Here is a 14512-nt window from a genome sequence, read left to right on the forward strand (position 1 = left end):
ACCTGCGAGACACCGGCCGCGTCGAGCTTGCCGACGAATTTGCGACGCTCGATCCAACGGCGTGTCACGCTACCGGAGTGGTCCGCGGCTCACCGTGACCCCGGCGCGTGGCGTCGGGTCGGCGCGATGCGGTGTGCCGGATCAGCGTGGCGAGGGTCGCTGGGGCTCGGTCCAGTCGCCCTCGTCGATCAGCTCCAGACCGGTGACGATCTCGGCCTCGATGCGGATGACATGGTCCATCGGCATATTGATCCACGGGTCGAGCAGCGTCTCGTAGCGCTGCACCTGCTCGGGATCCATGACCACCCGCGCCACCCCGGTGACGATCACGCTCCAGCCTTGCCGGGTGTGCTCGTCGAACGAGTCGGCCTCGTACACCACCACCTGACCGTCACCGCGGAGCAGGCTGGCGCCCAGGTGCGCGCGCACCACGACGACATCCTCCTCGACGAGGTGATTGACCGGCCGGATGATCGGAAGTCCCCGGCGCGAGTAGACGATTCGCCCGTATTGCGCGCCCGCCAGTCGTTTCAGTGAATCGGCAGCCGAAAGCTCGCGTAGCTTCCGTGCCCCTACGCCGCCCATCCCTCCGATTGTGGTCGATCGCCACCGATAACGCCAATTGCCTTGCCCCATCGCGAGGTTCGCACGGGGTGTCAGCGCCGTGGCGGGACCGAGACCAGGGCGGGCGGTTTGTCGGTGCGCAACCCCTTCCAGCTGGGCATGCGCAGGCGTTCGCCGGAATATTCGCGATATTCGACATCGGCGACGAGGATCGGATCCACCCAGTGCCAGCCCGCCCCTGCCGCTTCCGGTGGCGGCGGGTCGAAAGGGGCTGCGGAGATGGTGATCCCCTCGAGTGCGCCGCGCAGGACGCGGCGGGCGGCCTGGGTGAAGCCGGTGCCGACATTGCCGATGTAGACGAGCCGACCGTTCTCGTCGTGGGCGCCCATGATCAGCGAGCCGAACGTGGTCCCGAACGCGCCCGCGCCCGGCGTCCACCCGGCGACCACGACCTCGGTGTTCTGCCGTAGCGGCGTCTTGATCCAGGCCGGTGACCGGCGGCCGGGCAGATACACCGAATCGGTCCGTTTGGACACGATGCCCTCGATCCGATGCGCCCGCGCCACCTCCAGCAACTGCGTCGCATCCACGTCGAGCCAGTGCGGGGGCGCCGAGAGCGGCTCGTGCAGCGGCAGATCGGCCAACCGCTCCCGGCGCTGAAGGTAGGTCTCGCCGGTGACATCGAGGTCGTCCACGCGGAGCACGTCGAAGACGAAGAAACGCACCGGAACCTCGGCGATCAGCTGCTCTCCCGGCCGCACCACGTGCATGCGCCGCTGCAGCCGCCCGAACGAGGGCGCTCCCTCGCGGTCCGGCGCCACGATCTCGCCGTCCACGATCAGAGATCCCTTGCCGGACAGGTCTTTCAGCGCCGTCACGATCTCCGGATAGGCCGCGCTGACGTCATTGCCGTTGCGGCTGAGCAGCGTGCATTCCCCGCCCTCGCGGATCGCGATGACGCGGACCCCGTCCCACTTCATCTCCACCGCCCACCCGGGCCCGCCCGGCGGCGGTCCCCCGGTCGCCAGCATGGGCGACGGGCCGCGGCGGACCGAGGCGGCCACGCGGGCCGCTATCCGCGCCGATATCCGGGCGAACGGGACATGCCCGCGAGTTTGCTATCGAGTTGCCTTCCCGCCGCCGCGGCACGCCGGGGACGCTCGGTTCGTTATGGTCCGCGAGCCCGGCGGGTCACCGGGCCGGGCGCTACTTGGCCGACAGGCCCTGGCCCCGGATGGCGTCGAGCACCTCGCCGTAGGTGAGCGAGGAGGTGACCGTAATGGTCTCGGCCGCCCGATCGACGGTGACCGCGCTGGTGGAATCCATACCGCGCAGGGCACGTTCGGCGACGGTCGCCTCGGAGGCGAAGTGCGGCATTTCGTATGTGTAGGTCGACATCGGGTCGCTCCCGTTCCTAGTGCGTGAGTTCGTATTCCGGGCATAGCCACGGATTCGGCGGACAAACGGCAGACTCGCCGGACAACCTGCCGAATCGGGGTTTGGCCTGGGCGACAGCGGGCATTGCCCCGATATGTTCACAATCATCGGGCTCATCGCTCTGCTGGGTGCTGTGACCGTGGGTGTGGCCGGGGTCGCGGCCAACAGCGGTGACTCGCACGCACTTCCCAACGGCTTCACCGTATTCGATCACACCTATCACGGCTCGAGCGGACTGTTGTTCGCGTACGGGATGATGATCGGCGCGGTCGGCGCGGCCGGAACGATCCTGCTGCTGGCCGGAATCTGGACCATCTCACGACGCGGGCAGGTGGCGCGGCGCGAGCTGCGTCAGTCGCGGCGGGAAATAGCCGCCGCGCGAAAGGAACTCACGAAACCGGTGCCCGCGCCCACGCCCGCGGGTACCGTGGAGCCACCTCGGAAGCCGGTGGTTCCCCTGGCCAAGATGGCGCCGAAACGTGCCCTCTCGAAGCCGAACTGGTCGGTCAACCGTTTCCTCGGTCGTCCGAGCGGGTCCCCCGCACCGAAAGAATCCGCCGCCAAATAGGAACCCTCCGAATGTTCGTCGTGCTCGGCCTGGCGCTGCTCGACGCCGGCTGGCTGCTCGCCACCCCGGCCCTGTCCTCGCTCGGAATCATCGCCATGGCCGTCGCCCTGTTCCAGTGGCTGATGGGTGCGCCCGCCCGCTGGCTCTCGCACCCGCGCTATTGACTCGCGCACCCGCGTCATAGACCGGACACCGAGGTCCGGTGCCACCACGCCGACCGGGATCCCGCCCGGTCGGCTAGCGTCGTTTTCATGACGGTGACGGTGCTGGTGCCCGACGAACACGGCTTCGCGGCGGTCTCCCGGCTGCCCGGTGCGCGCCCGCTGCGCTACACGCTCGGCGAACCGCTCCCCGCCGGGGCGGACGCGGCCGAGGTGTTCGTGCCCGCCTTCCTGGCCAGCCGCCCCGAGAATCTGGAACTGGCCCGCGCGCTGCCCGAACTGCGCCTGGTGCAGCTGCTCACGGCGGGCGCGGAAACCTGGGTGGGGCGGCTGCCCGAGCACGTCATGATCTCCACGGGTCGCGGGGCGCACGGGGCCAGCACGGCGGAGTGGGCGATCACCGGATTGCTCACGGTCTACCGGGAATTCACCGAATTCGCGCTCGCCCAGCGTGAACACCGCTGGACCCAGCACCGCACGGACACCCTGCACGCGAAGCGCATTCTGATCATCGGCGCGGGCGACCTCGGCACCGAAATGCAGCGCATGCTACTGCCTTTCGGCACCACGGTCGAACTGGTCGGTACGCGAGCCCGCCCGGGTGTCCGCGGCATCGACGAACTTCCCGCCCTGCTCCCGCATTTCGACGCGGTCATCCTCATGGTTCCGGTCACCACCGACACCATCGGCATGGTCGACGCCGCCTTCCTGTCCCGAATGGCCGACCGCGCCATCCTGGTCAATGCCGCCCGCGGCCCCGTGGTCCGCACCGACGACCTGCTCGCCGAACTGCAATCCGGCCGCCTGCGCGCCATTCTCGACGTCACCGACCCCGAACCACTGCCCGCCGACCACCCGCTGTGGGACGCACCGGGCCTGGTGCTCACCCCGCACGTCGGCGGCAGCAGCACCGGAAACCTGGAGCGCGGCTGGACCATCGCCACCGCCGAGATCGCGCGCTACCTCGCGGGTGAGCCGCCGCAGAATCTCGTCAGCGGCGAATACTGAACTCGCGCTGGGGGTTTCTCGGAGTCGCGAGCGCTACAGCGTGTCCTTGCCGATCGGCCGATTGATCCCGCGCCACTCCCGCTCCCAGCGCGCATACCGCCGGGCGTCGAGCACGGTCCCGGTGAACCACACGGTCGCCGCCGCCGCACACCAGGTTTCGACGAGTATCGCCAGCCCGGTCCCGATCCCCTCCGCGGCCGCGGACCCGGGCCGCGACGGCGCGATGGTCGGCTGCCCGTTCTTGGTCCACAACGTCACCGTGGCCCCCGCGACCTGCGGCCCCGGCACATCCACCGTCGCGGTCGCGATCTTCCCGCCGTTGTCCCACTGCACCGGCGCCTGATACCGCACCTGATGCGTCGCGTACCGATCCGAATCCGGCACCCGCACCGCATCCGCGGTCTCCGTGGCCACCACCCGCACCTTCCCCGAGTCCTGCGCCACGATCCGGGCCTGCGCCCCCGTATAACTGACGGTCCCCACCGCCCCCGCCACCGGCACCGCCGCGGCCACCACCACCACGGCCAGCGCCCGCAACACCACCTCCGCCCGATCCGAGACACGCATCAACGGACTGGAGTTCCACGGGCGCACTCGCCACAGCCGCGCCGGCCACGAAGGACGCATCGACACCTGGACCACCTCTCCCCACGCGCCGTCGTACCGCTTACATCGGTAGCTGTACCCAGAGGGATACGCCATGAACCAATGAACGTCAAGGTCAACGCATGGTCACGTCCGATGCGGTAGCGCAGCAGGACGACCTGCGGTTCTCGCACCGTGGCATCGCCCGGAGTCGCGGGAACTATAGGGTCCGATTTCCGCCGGACGCGTGATCACGGTGTTTCTAGCGTCGGAATCATGGAACTCGACGTCATTCCGTCCTCGCGGGAACGGGTGCTGCGGACACCCACGGTGTGGTTCATGGCCTTCGCGGCCGCGCTCGGGACCGCGAGCATGTATCCGCTGCATCCCGCGATCGCCGAGTTGGCCGGGTCGCTGCACGTTTCGACAGCGGCCGTGGGCACGGCCCTGGCGTGCGGGCCGATCGGATACCTGGTGGGGCTGGCGTTGCTGGTGCCTCTGGTCGATCGGTACCCGGCGCGCGGGGTGGTCTCGGTTCAATTCGCTGTGCTGGCAGTGGTTTTGGCCGTCACGGCCGTGGTCGGCTCGCCGTGGCCGCTCGGTTTCGCGGTGGGCCTCGTCGGGGCGGGATCCTCGATCGGCGCGCAATTGAGTTCGGTCGCGGGAAGATTCGCGGCCTCGCACGAGCGGGCCACCGTGCTCGGGATCGTGACGGCAGGCATTTCGGCGGGCATCCTCGCCGGCCGAATCATCGGTGGCTGGCTGACCGATCTCCTGGGGTGGCGGGGAATGCTGCTCGTATTCGCCGCGGCGTGCGTCGGCTGCGCGGTCGCCGCCCGCGTCGCCCTGCCCGCGGCGGCTGGCACGGCCACCTCGAGCTATCTCGCGACCCTGCGCGGAATGCCCGCCCTGTTCACTCGGCATCCGGCGCTGCGCCTGGCGGCGATCCGAGGCTCCCTCTGGTTCTTCGCCTTCTGCGCGATCTGGGCCGGACTCGCGGTCGCCCTGTCCCAGCCGCCGTTCTCGTACTCCCCCGAACGGATCGGTCTGTACGCCTTCGCCGGACTCCTCGGCATTATCGCCACCCGAATCGCGGGAAGCTGGACCGATCGCATCGGCGCACGCCGGGTGATTCTGCTCGGCCTGCCGCTGGCGATCGCCGGCACCGCGATCCTCGCCGTCACCTTGTCGAACACGGCGCTGACCCTGCTGTGCCTCGGCCTCTTCGACGCCGGACTGTTCGCGGCGCAAGTCGCCAATCAGAGCACCGTCCTGGCCATCGACCCCACCAGCCCTGCCCGTTTCAACAGCGCCTACATGGTCGTCTACTTCATCGGCGGCAGCCTCGGCACCGCGTTCGGCGCGGCGGCGGTCGGCTGGTTCGGCTGGACCGCCACCACGTTGGCCGCCGCCACGGCGACCATCATGGCCGCGACCATCACCGCCCTCAGCGGACGCGACAGCACCCGGTCGTCATCCCCGAATGGCCTTCGCTAGTGGATGAGGTGGGCGGCGGGCGGGATCAACTTGTCCACGGTGACGTGCAGGTACCGGCTCGGCTTGACGCGCCACGCGGCCTCGCTGATCGCCCCGCCCAGCGTCTCCAGGCCCCCGGCACCTGGGAATCGGTCCGGAAGGCGGCATCCCGTGCGGCAGGGTGCTGTCACCATCGGAACCAGCTTTTGCGCGCCCCCACCTCATCGGCGCGGGGGAAGCCCAACGCGAAGATCCACACCACCAGGAGCCCCGCCGCTACCCACCACAAGAAATGCAATGCAAAACCCGCCGCAAAGAGAATCGCGGCGAGCAGGAGCACCACCAGCGGAATTATCATTTCTGCGCACCTCCTACCGACGGCGTACCCGGATATACCCCTCGATAACAACCGGCCGCGCGCAGGCGGCAGGAAGGTTCGTCATGTCGAGCATTCGTGCGACAGCTCTCGCTTTCGACCGGGTGATGGCTCGGGCCGACCAATCGATGTGGGTCGTCACCACCATCGCGGACGGTCATCGGGCGGGCTGCCTGGTGGGGTTCGGAACACAGGTCGGAATCGAGCCGCGGCGGTTTCTCGCCTGCTTGTCCAAGACCAACCACACCTACGGCGTGGCGTCTCGCGCACGCTACCTCGCCGTTCATCTCCTCGACGCGGGTACCGGCGCCCTCGCTCAGCTCTTCGGGGCCGAAACCGGTTCGGAAGTCGACAAATTCGAGCACTGCGACTGGCACGAGGGCCCGCACTCCCTGCCTATCCTCGATGCCGCTGCCGGGTGTTTCGCCGGTGAGATCCTGCGGCACGACGATTTCGGCGACCATGTCGGCTTCCTGATGGCTCCGACCTGGGCTCAAGTGGGAGCGGCCGACGCGTCGCCCATGCGCTACGACGCGGTCGAGGACCTCCCGCCGGGGCATCCGGCGGGATCGGACGCCAAGGACATTGAAGCCAGCGACAGTGACTAGTCGGGGTTTCGTCGATGCTTTCGGTGGCTGGTGTCGCACAGCGGGTAGATTCGCGACCGACGGCACAGGCACAGGGCCACCACGCAACGGTCGCATCGGATAGTGCGGCCGTCGGCGGTCACGAGTTCCACCGGGCCCTCCACGAGCGCGGGACCTTCGGCGGTGTAAGTGATTGTCCGCCGGTCATCGTCGGGGTCGGTCGGCACGGATGACCACCAGCTCCTCGTCTCGTTGGCCCGGCCGGATCTGCCCGGTGCGGGCGAGCCAGGCGGCGCGGCTGCGCAGGACCGGGCCGAACGGAATCGTCGCCCGGGCGACCGCGGCCGCTTTCAACCCCGCCTCACGCAGCAGGGCCAGGGTGCTGTCGATACCGGACAGCGCGGATTGCACCATGAGCAAGGTGCCGGTATCGGAGAGCAATTCGGGTGCGATTCGGCACAGCGAGTCGATGACCGAACGCCCGTCGGGCCCCGCGTCCCAGGACCGCGCCGCACCACTGGGTGGATCGCCGTCCTGGCACGGGACATAGGGCGGGTTGCACACCAGCACATCGAAGGTCCTGCCCCGCAGCACTTTCCGGAAGTCGCCGTGCAGCAGTTCGACATCGATGCCGCGGACGCGGCAGTTGAGCCAGGCCGAGGCGAGCGCGGCGCGGGAAATGTCCACCGCGGTCACCGACTTGGCGAACCGGGCGGCCGCGATGGCCAGGGCGCCGGTCCCCGTGCACACATCGACGACACGTCCACGTGGCTGGATGTGCGCATCGGCGTACGCGCGCGCCAGCAGCCGGGTGTCGGCTTGGGGGCGATAGACGCCGGGTCCGCGAATCAACATCATGAACCAGGGATAACCCTGAATTCACTGTTCATTCGCGAGCGGACGATCGAACTCGCTTCCTGCTCCGGACAACTCTTCCGTGAGCAGGGAGGTCCGCCCGTCACCCCAGCAATCGAGAACGTATTCGGCGAAGCGATTCTCCAATAGGCCGGTAGCGCCGATTCCGAAGGCGATCGAAGCGCGAAGTTCTGGTTCGTTCGCCACCAGATCACCGATCACCTCCCGGCGCATCAGTTGTTCGTGCACGGCGTCGGCCTCCACATGTTCGCGGTAGAACCGGAGGCAGGCGGGGTCGGCGTGCAATCTCTCCAATGCGCCGACCAAGCGTTTCGATGCCGGGGAGGACGTGATCTCGACGGCGGCGAAATGGCCGACACCCGCGCCGCGCAGACCGCGGTGCAGTCCGAACAAGGACATCATGTTCACGATCGCGAGCATCTGAGCCGGAACGGCATCCAGATAGAACAGATACGTGGAGTCCATGCCCGCGCCGTCCAGCAGATCCGCGTAGAGCCGCTGATGGATCCGGTCCGCGTGCCCGCCCCCGAACTCGTCGAATTCGACAGCGACGAGTCCGGCCTTGGAGCGGCCACGCAGGCGCGGAATCAGCCACGCGTACGGGTCGGCCTCCTGGTGGTGCAGGATCGAACGGTGCGCGAAATACTCTCGCACCTGCCAGGGTTCACCGTGCTCGTCGAGGAACGCCGCGATCCCGGTGTCTTCGTCGGGAACGGTCAGCAGAGCGTCCAGCTCGGTGTCGAGATCGAGATCGTCGCTGACGTTCGTCCGCAACATCTCCACGAACCGGCGTTCCAGTTCGCTACGCAGACACAGCAGTTCGGGGTCCCACTCCCAGTCCTCGTCCACGCCGTCGAAACCCGCGTAGTGCAGCGCGTAGCAGGTGTGCAGCGCCAATTGCAGATCCCGACTGTCCGCGGCCGTGTGCTGCGGCACCGTCAGCACCGCCGATCCCGCACTGCCCGCCAGAGCCTCGAGCACGCTCGCGGACAGTTCGCCGCACGGCTGCGGCAACGCCCTCCGCACGATGAAACACCTCCGACTAGCCTTGTGTTCTCCAGTCGCGCACCGCGTCTCGGACACGGTCGAACACGGCCAGCGGTGGTCCGGCGATCAGGTTGGCCGCGGCCGATGAACCCGTGTGCGGGTGCGGCCGGGTGGGCGCCACCGCCTCGGCGGCACGGACGGCTCCGGCCATGTGCTGGAGCTGGCTCGCCGAGTACTGGCGGCGCAGTAGCACGAATTCCTCCGCCTCCTCGTGCGCCGCGTGATCGGCCACCGCGTCCGCGAAATCGGCGAGTTCGGACTGGAAGTTCGGATGATGAACGCCGAGGTCGTAGAGCTTCGTGAGCGCGCGTTTGGCGTGACTTTCCTCCTCGAGCCGAGCGTCGACCATCTCCTCGGCGCCGAACTTGGCGCGTTTGGCGATCGGATGCACCACTTCTTCCTCGGCGCTCTCGTGCACCGCGAGCAGACGGACCAATTCGGTGAGCAGTTCCTCCTGGTCCTCCCGCTCGGACTTCAGCTGTTCGAGCAAGGTGGCGATCTGTTCGTGTTGTGCGGTCAAGAGATCGACCACGTCCTGTTCGGCCATGACTGTGTCCTTCTTTCGCTCGATTTCGACATCACGTGGGCGATACCCCGGCCGCGGCTGGCTATTACTGCGATAACGAGTTTTCTCACGGGATCGAGCACCGATGAACGACAAAACCGCCCACCATGATCAGGTCGGACAACCGCATTCCGGCGACGAACCGGCCCCGATCCAGGCTGCCGAGCAGCGGGCGGCCGAAATCGCCAGCGATCGGCATCCACTCGGCCGGCCCGGGCGCAGATTCGACCGGAACTCGGCGTTCATGGTGGGACTGACCGGTGCGGCCGGAGTGCTGGTCACGGTCGGGACAGTGCGCATCGTCCTCGCGGCACACGAGGCATTACTGCTGGTGGCGGCCGGATTGTTCCTCGCCATCGGGATGGAACCAGCGGTGTCCTGGCTGATTCGGCACCATGTCCGCCGTGGTTTCGCCGTCGCTCTGGTGTTCCTGATCGTCGTGGGCGGTCTGGCCGCGTTCCTGTGGGCCGCCGTCTCACCGTTGATCGATCAGGGACAGGGCCTGATCCATCACGCACCCGACGCCCTGCGTGACCTGGAGAACCGATATCCCCTGGTCCGGGAGGCCGCCGAGCGATTCCACCTCGATCAACGGCTGAGAGAGGGCACCGACACCGATTTCGGCAAGGTCTCCCACGGACTCGTCGGCGCGGGAAAGGTGATCTTCGGCGGCATCACCGCCACGGTGCTGGTCGCCGTGCTGACCGCCTACTTCTCGGCGAACTTCCCGGCCTTGCGCGCCAACCTCTATCGGCTCGTCCCGCGCGACCGTCGGCCCCGCGCGATCCTGCTCGGCGATGCGATCTTCGCCAAGGTCGGCGGATATGTGCTGGGAAACCTGTTGATCTCCCTGATCACCGGGGTGGTCACCTTCATCTGGCTGGCGGCGTTCGGTGTCCCGTTCCCCCTCGTACTGGCCGTGCTCGCCGCGGTACTGGACCTCATCCCGCTCATCGGCTCCACCCTCGCGGGCATCGCCATCACGCTTGTCGCACTGACGGTTTCGCTACCGGTCTGCATAGCGACCGTGATCTTCTTCATCGCCATGCGCTGGGTCGAGGACTATCTGCTGGTCCCCCGCATCATCGGGCGCACAGTGCAGGTTCCGGCGATGGTGACGGTGGTCGCGGTTCTGATCGGCGGTTCGATCCTCGGGGTCCTGGGCGCGCTGCTCGCCATCCCCGTCGCGGCGAGTCTGCTCCTGCTGGTCCGCGAACTGCTTTACCCGAGGCTGGACCATCCCGCGAAATCCGCTCCGGTTACCCCGCAATCGCGCGGGTAATCGCCGGCCTCGCTGAACGTCAGGATGTGCGCACACAGAATTCCGCGGTGATCGCGTCGACGAAGTCGGGCAGATCATCCGGTTTGCGGGAAGTGATCAGTGTCCAGCCTTCGGCGTCGCTGCGGACGACCGGCTGGTCGACCCATATCGCACCCGCGTTGATCAGATCCGTGCGGAGCGAGTGATACGAGGTCAGGGTCTTGCCCGCCACCACCGCGGCTTCGACCAACAGCCAGGGGCCGTGGCAGATGGCCGCTATCGGGCGGTCGGCCGCGATCAACGAGCGAACGAGTTCCCTTGCGGTGGCGTTGGTTCGGAGTTTGTCGGCATTGACGGTGCCGCCGGGGATCACCACGCCGTCGAACGCGCCGGGATCCACCTCGCTCAGCGCCATGTCGGGCCGCACGGGTTCGGACGGGATGAGGTCGTGTCGGAAGGTGTGCACGTCGATCTCCTCCGTGGCCGCGTGGGTCACGTGGGCGCCACGAGCGCGCAGTTGGTCTCGGGGAACCAGCAGTTCATCCCGTTCCACCCCGGTGTTGGAGGTGACGATCAGGACGCGAACACCATCGAGTTCTACTGACACCGATCTCTCCTCTCTCCATCCGCAGCGCGATTCGCGCGCAGACCTCACCGTTGAGACACCGTCGCCGTTGACGGTGCTACTCGTACGGACCACGACTGCTGTCCGGAAGTAATGCGTGCCAGACCATCTGGTCTGGACATCCTTCGCCATACCCGCCGACGACGACCTCAACCGCTCGCCACGAACCTGTTTCGCGAGCGGTGTGCACGGCCCGTGAGTGGGTAGCCGACCGGTATCCACCCCTGCCGAACGGAAGGACACCGCCGTGACCCGGTTCGGATACACCCTGATGACCGAGCAGAGCGGCCCGCGCGAGCTCGTCCGCTACGCGGTCGCGGCCGAACAGGCCGGATTCGACTTCTTGGTCAGCTCGGATCATTTCTCGCCCTGGCTCGAGTCCCAGGGCCACGCACCGCACGCCTGGACCATGCTCGGCGCGGTCGCGCAGGCCACCGAGCGCATCCCCCTGATGACCTACGTGTGCTGCCCGACCATGCGCTACCACCCCGCGGTCGTCGCACAACAAGCCGCGACCCTGCAGATCCTCGCCGAAGGCCGGTTCACCCTCGGACTGGGCAGCGGCGAGAGCCTCAACGAGCACGTGATCGGCGCGGGCTGGCCCGGCCTCGACGAACGGCAGGACCGGCTCGCCGATGCAATCGGCCTCATCCGGGAGCTGCTCACCGGCGACACGGTCAGCCGCCGCGGGCAGTGGTATCGAGTCGACGCGGCCAAGATCTGGGATCTGCCCGCCGAACCCGTTCCGATCGCGGTCGCGGTCTCCGGGCCCCGGTCGGTGCGACGGTTCGCCCCGCTCGCCGACGAGATGATCGCCACCGATCCCGACCCCGAGCTCGTCGACGCCTGGCAGCGTATTCACATCGTCGAGCACGACGAAGGGCCGTCGCGGGTCACCGGACAGGTTCCCGTCAGCTGGGACACCGACCGGGACAAGGCAATCGAGCGGGCATACGACGAATTCCGTTGGTCCACCGGCGGCTGGGACGTCAATGCCAATCTGCCCACGCCGGCGGGGTTCGCGGCCGCCACGCAATGCGTCCGCCCCGGCGACATCGCCGAGCAGATCGCCTGCGGCCCCGACCTCGACGCCATGGCCGAGTCCGTAAATCCGTACCTGGCGGCGGGTTTCACCGATGTCGCGCTGGTCCAGATCGGTGACGAACGACAGGATCGCTTCCTCGCCGAGGCGGCCCCGCCGCTCCTGGACAAACTCCGCGGCACCTGAAACTGCCCGCACCGCACATTCGAACAGGAGGCGCCGTGAACCATTCCGCCGCACCGATACTCGATGCCCTGGCCGACTATCACCGGCAGGGCCGCTACGGCTTCACCCCGCCCGGCCACCGACAGTCGCGGGGAGCCGATCCGCGCGTGAACGAGGTCCTCGGTCCGGCCCTGCGCGCGGACATCCTCGCCGGACCGGGCATGGACGATCGGTTGTCCCGCGGCCACCATCTCACCGACGCCGAGGAACTGATGGCCGACGCGGTGGGCGCCGACTACGCCTTCTTCTCCACCTGCGGCAGTTCGCTGTCGGTGAAGGCGGCCATGATGGCCGTCGCCGGCGGGGACGGCGGGCTCATCCTCGGCCGCGACAGCCACAAGTCGATCGTCGCCGGACTGATCTTCGCCGGTGTGCGGCCCTACTGGGTGCCACCCAGATGGGATGCGGCCCGGCACTTCTCGCACGCGCCGTCGCCGGAACAGGTGCACCGGGCCTGGGAACGCCACCCGGAAGCGGCCGGCGCGCTGATCGTCAGCCCCACCCCGTACGGCACCTGCGCCGACATCGCCGCGATCGCCGACGTCTGTCACAGCCACGGCAAGCCGCTGATCATCGATGAGGCGTGGGGCGCGCATCTGCCGTTCCACGAGGACCTGCCGACCTGGGCCATGGACGCGGGCGCGGACATCTGCCTGGTCAGCGTGCACAAGATGGGCGCGGGATTCGAGCAGGGCTCGGTATTCCACCTCCAGGGCGATCTCGTCGACCGGAACCGGCTGCGCGAGTGCGCGGATCTGCTCATGACGACCAGCCCGAACGTGCTGCTGTACGCCGCCATGGACGGCTGGCGACGGCAGATGGTCGAGCACGGCCACGACCTGCTCGGCGCGGCACTGAAAACCGCCGAGTACGCGCGTCGCGAACTCGATACCATCCCCGGCATTTCGGTGATGGAGGACGAACTGCTCGGCGTCGAAGCCTCCCATGACCTGGATCGGCTCCAGGTCCTGATGGACGTCTCCGACACCGGCGCATCCGGTTACGAGATCGCCGACTGGATGCGCGAACACCGGCGCATCGATCTCGGCCTCTGCGACCACCGCCGGATCCTGGCGACCCTGTCCATGGCAGACAGCCCGGACACCGTCGACGCCCTCGTCTCCGGCCTCATCGCATGGCGTACCCGGTTGCGCGACCCCGCACCCCACGACATCCACCTGCCCAGTCCCCGTGACCTGCAACTGGATTCGATCATGCTGCCCCGCGACGCCTTCTTCGCCCCCTGCGAATCCGTCCCGATCGAGCGCGCCCCCGGTCGCATCGCCGCCGAACAGGTCACCCCCTATCCACCGGGCATCCCGGTCATCGTCCCCGGCGAACTGATCGATGTGGCCGTGATCGACTACCTCCGCTCGGGCGTCGCCGCCGGAATGAACGTCCCCGACCCCGCCGACCCGTCACTGGACACCCTGCGCGTCGTCGTCCAGGACGCTGCCCGGTAGTCGAACCTTCAACGTGGGTTCCGTCCCGGAAACCCCCGGTTACGGCTGCCATCGCCGGGTACGCGGGCAGTATGGACTTGCTGGATCGGATGATCGGCCTCACCGCCGGAACGGCACGCAACCTCACCCGAGGCGTGGCGACCGCCGTCGAGGTCGGTGGGCAGTTGCGGCATGATCTCGGGACGCTGCTCGACCCGGCGCTGCGGCGGGACCGACGCGTGGCGCGGGTCGGGGATCGGGTGTTCGTCGAGGTGCGGGGACTCGATTCCGAGCGGGGCCGGAAGATGGCGGCGGCGCTGCGCGGCACGCTCGGTGCGGTGGCGGGAGTCGAACGGGTTCGCGCGAATTCGATCACCGGACTGGTCGCGATCACGGCGGATTCCGGGACCGAGATCTCCGATCTGGTCTGTGCCGTCGAGGATGTCGAGCGGACGTTCGGGGTCGAGGATCGGGAATGGGATCCGACGACGCCGCATCCGGGCGATCTGGAACCGGCACTGTCCGCGGCGATCTCGCTGGCGGGCGATACGGTGGCGCTCGGGCTGGCGGTCGCGGGCGCGGTGACGCCGCGGCGGGCGCCGGTGCGGTTCTTCCAGGCGACCGCCGCCCTGTTCGAGACGCAGCCGCGGCTGCGCACCGAGCACGG

At 68.2% G+C, this 14512-nt stretch carries 20 protein-coding genes; 9 read left to right on the top strand and 11 right to left on the bottom strand.

Going from position 1 to position 14512, the window contains the following annotated elements; all coding sequences use genetic code 11:
- Nucleotides 1-141: 141 nt before the first annotated feature.
- From ACFV4K_RS08420 to ACFV4K_RS08430, 3 genes are all read right to left on the bottom strand, one after another.
- Complete coding sequence (locus tag ACFV4K_RS08420; protein WP_379273143.1) at nt 142-585, bottom strand: pyridoxamine 5'-phosphate oxidase family protein; 444 nt, start codon at nt 583-585, stop codon at nt 142-144.
- Between the two features lie 71 nt (nt 586-656).
- Nucleotides 657-1628: a non-homologous end-joining DNA ligase gene (ligD, locus tag ACFV4K_RS08425; RefSeq protein ID WP_379273145.1), complete on the bottom strand. Its 972-nt coding sequence runs from the start codon at nt 1626-1628 to the stop codon at nt 657-659.
- A 142-nt stretch (nt 1629-1770) separates the two neighbouring features.
- Nucleotides 1771-1962 (bottom strand): hypothetical protein, encoded by a 192-nt coding sequence (locus ACFV4K_RS08430; RefSeq protein ID WP_379273147.1) that lies wholly within the window; start codon nt 1960-1962, stop codon nt 1771-1773.
- 133 nt (nt 1963-2095) lie between these two features.
- Here ACFV4K_RS08430 and ACFV4K_RS08435 point away from each other — a divergent pair, with 133 nt between their 5' ends.
- The 3 genes from ACFV4K_RS08435 (at nt 2096) to ACFV4K_RS08445 (ending at nt 3738) form a co-directional block, all read left to right on the top strand.
- Nucleotides 2096-2569: a hypothetical protein gene (locus ACFV4K_RS08435; RefSeq protein ID WP_379273148.1), complete on the top strand. Its 474-nt coding sequence runs from the start codon at nt 2096-2098 to the stop codon at nt 2567-2569.
- An 11-nt stretch (nt 2570-2580) separates the two neighbouring features.
- Nucleotides 2581-2733 (top strand): hypothetical protein, encoded by a 153-nt coding sequence (locus ACFV4K_RS08440; RefSeq protein ID WP_379273150.1) that lies wholly within the window; start codon nt 2581-2583, stop codon nt 2731-2733.
- Between the two features lie 87 nt (nt 2734-2820).
- The gene (locus ACFV4K_RS08445) at nt 2821-3738 is read left to right on the top strand and encodes a 2-hydroxyacid dehydrogenase (protein ID WP_379273152.1); all 918 of its coding nucleotides are present in this window, start codon (nt 2821-2823) and stop codon (nt 3736-3738) included.
- A gap of 33 nt (nt 3739-3771) precedes the next feature.
- Here ACFV4K_RS08445 and ACFV4K_RS08450 read toward each other — a convergent pair whose 3' ends face one another.
- Nucleotides 3772-4305 carry a hypothetical protein gene (locus ACFV4K_RS08450; RefSeq protein WP_379273154.1) on the bottom strand — a complete coding sequence of 178 codons (534 nt, stop codon included), beginning with the start codon at nt 4303-4305 and terminating at the stop codon, nt 3772-3774.
- Nucleotides 4306-4599: 294 nt separating this feature from the next.
- On the opposite strand from ACFV4K_RS08450, the gene ACFV4K_RS08455 reads away from it, so the two are divergent.
- Entirely contained in the window at nt 4600-5820 is a 1221-nt protein-coding gene (locus ACFV4K_RS08455; protein WP_379273156.1) for an MFS transporter, read from the top strand.
- Here ACFV4K_RS08455 and ACFV4K_RS08460 read toward each other — a convergent pair.
- Together ACFV4K_RS08460 and ACFV4K_RS08465 are read right to left on the bottom strand one after the other, a co-directional pair.
- On the bottom strand, nt 5817-5993 hold the full coding sequence (locus ACFV4K_RS08460; protein ID WP_379273158.1) for a hypothetical protein: 177 nt from the start codon (nt 5991-5993) through the stop codon (nt 5817-5819). The two genes, ACFV4K_RS08455 and ACFV4K_RS08460, sit on opposite strands and share 4 nt — an antisense overlap.
- The gene (locus ACFV4K_RS08465; protein WP_379273159.1) at nt 5987-6157 is read right to left on the bottom strand and encodes a hypothetical protein; all 171 of its coding nucleotides are present in this window, start codon (nt 6155-6157) and stop codon (nt 5987-5989) included. The genes ACFV4K_RS08460 and ACFV4K_RS08465 overlap by 7 nt, the downstream gene beginning before the upstream one ends.
- 83 nt (nt 6158-6240) lie before the next feature.
- Here ACFV4K_RS08465 and ACFV4K_RS08470 point away from each other — a divergent pair, with 83 nt between their 5' ends.
- Nucleotides 6241-6783, top strand: a complete 543-nt coding sequence (locus ACFV4K_RS08470) for a flavin reductase family protein (RefSeq protein ID WP_379273161.1) — start codon at nt 6241-6243, stop codon at nt 6781-6783.
- Here ACFV4K_RS08470 and ACFV4K_RS08475 read toward each other — a convergent pair.
- The 4 genes from ACFV4K_RS08475 to ACFV4K_RS08490 are packed head-to-tail and all read right to left on the bottom strand — an operon-like array spanning nt 6780 to nt 9232.
- Nucleotides 6780-6989 (bottom strand): CDGSH iron-sulfur domain-containing protein, encoded by a 210-nt coding sequence (locus ACFV4K_RS08475; protein ID WP_379273163.1) that lies wholly within the window; start codon nt 6987-6989, stop codon nt 6780-6782. The two genes, ACFV4K_RS08470 and ACFV4K_RS08475, sit on opposite strands and share 4 nt — an antisense overlap.
- Nucleotides 6967-7620: a HemK2/MTQ2 family protein methyltransferase gene (locus ACFV4K_RS08480; protein WP_379273165.1), complete on the bottom strand. Its 654-nt coding sequence runs from the start codon at nt 7618-7620 to the stop codon at nt 6967-6969. Before ACFV4K_RS08480 ends, ACFV4K_RS08475 begins: the two co-directional genes overlap by 23 nt.
- Before the next feature lie 21 nt (nt 7621-7641).
- Nucleotides 7642-8664, bottom strand: coding sequence for an iron-containing redox enzyme family protein (locus ACFV4K_RS08485; RefSeq protein ID WP_379273167.1), 1023 nt, complete (start codon nt 8662-8664; stop codon nt 7642-7644).
- A gap of 16 nt (nt 8665-8680) precedes the next feature.
- Complete coding sequence (locus ACFV4K_RS08490; RefSeq protein ID WP_379273169.1) at nt 8681-9232, bottom strand: hemerythrin domain-containing protein; 552 nt, start codon at nt 9230-9232, stop codon at nt 8681-8683.
- A 103-nt stretch (nt 9233-9335) separates the two neighbouring features.
- On the opposite strand from ACFV4K_RS08490, the gene ACFV4K_RS08495 reads away from it, so the two are divergent.
- Complete coding sequence (locus tag ACFV4K_RS08495; RefSeq protein ID WP_379273171.1) at nt 9336-10532, top strand: AI-2E family transporter; 1197 nt, start codon at nt 9336-9338, stop codon at nt 10530-10532.
- A 19-nt stretch (nt 10533-10551) separates the two neighbouring features.
- Here ACFV4K_RS08495 and ACFV4K_RS08500 read toward each other — a convergent pair whose 3' ends face one another.
- Entirely contained in the window at nt 10552-11118 is a 567-nt protein-coding gene (locus ACFV4K_RS08500) for a type 1 glutamine amidotransferase domain-containing protein (protein ID WP_379273173.1), read from the bottom strand.
- Nucleotides 11119-11383: 265 nt separating this feature from the next.
- Here ACFV4K_RS08500 and ACFV4K_RS08505 point away from each other — a divergent pair, with 265 nt between their 5' ends.
- The 3 genes from ACFV4K_RS08505 to ACFV4K_RS08515 all read left to right on the top strand — a co-directional run.
- Nucleotides 11384-12364 carry a TIGR03557 family F420-dependent LLM class oxidoreductase gene (locus ACFV4K_RS08505; protein WP_379273175.1) on the top strand — a complete coding sequence of 327 codons (981 nt, stop codon included), beginning with the start codon at nt 11384-11386 and terminating at the stop codon, nt 12362-12364.
- Nucleotides 12365-12399: 35 nt separating this feature from the next.
- Nucleotides 12400-13866, top strand: a complete 1467-nt coding sequence (locus ACFV4K_RS08510; RefSeq protein ID WP_379273177.1) for an aminotransferase class I/II-fold pyridoxal phosphate-dependent enzyme — start codon at nt 12400-12402, stop codon at nt 13864-13866.
- A 71-nt stretch (nt 13867-13937) separates the two neighbouring features.
- Nucleotides 13938-14512 (top strand): hypothetical protein (locus tag ACFV4K_RS08515; RefSeq protein WP_379273178.1); only part of this gene is annotated, 575 nt, incomplete at its 3' end.

Source organism: Nocardia sp. NPDC059764 (assembly GCF_042732555.1).
In the GTDB taxonomy this organism is placed as follows: domain Bacteria; phylum Actinomycetota; class Actinomycetes; order Mycobacteriales; family Mycobacteriaceae; genus Nocardia.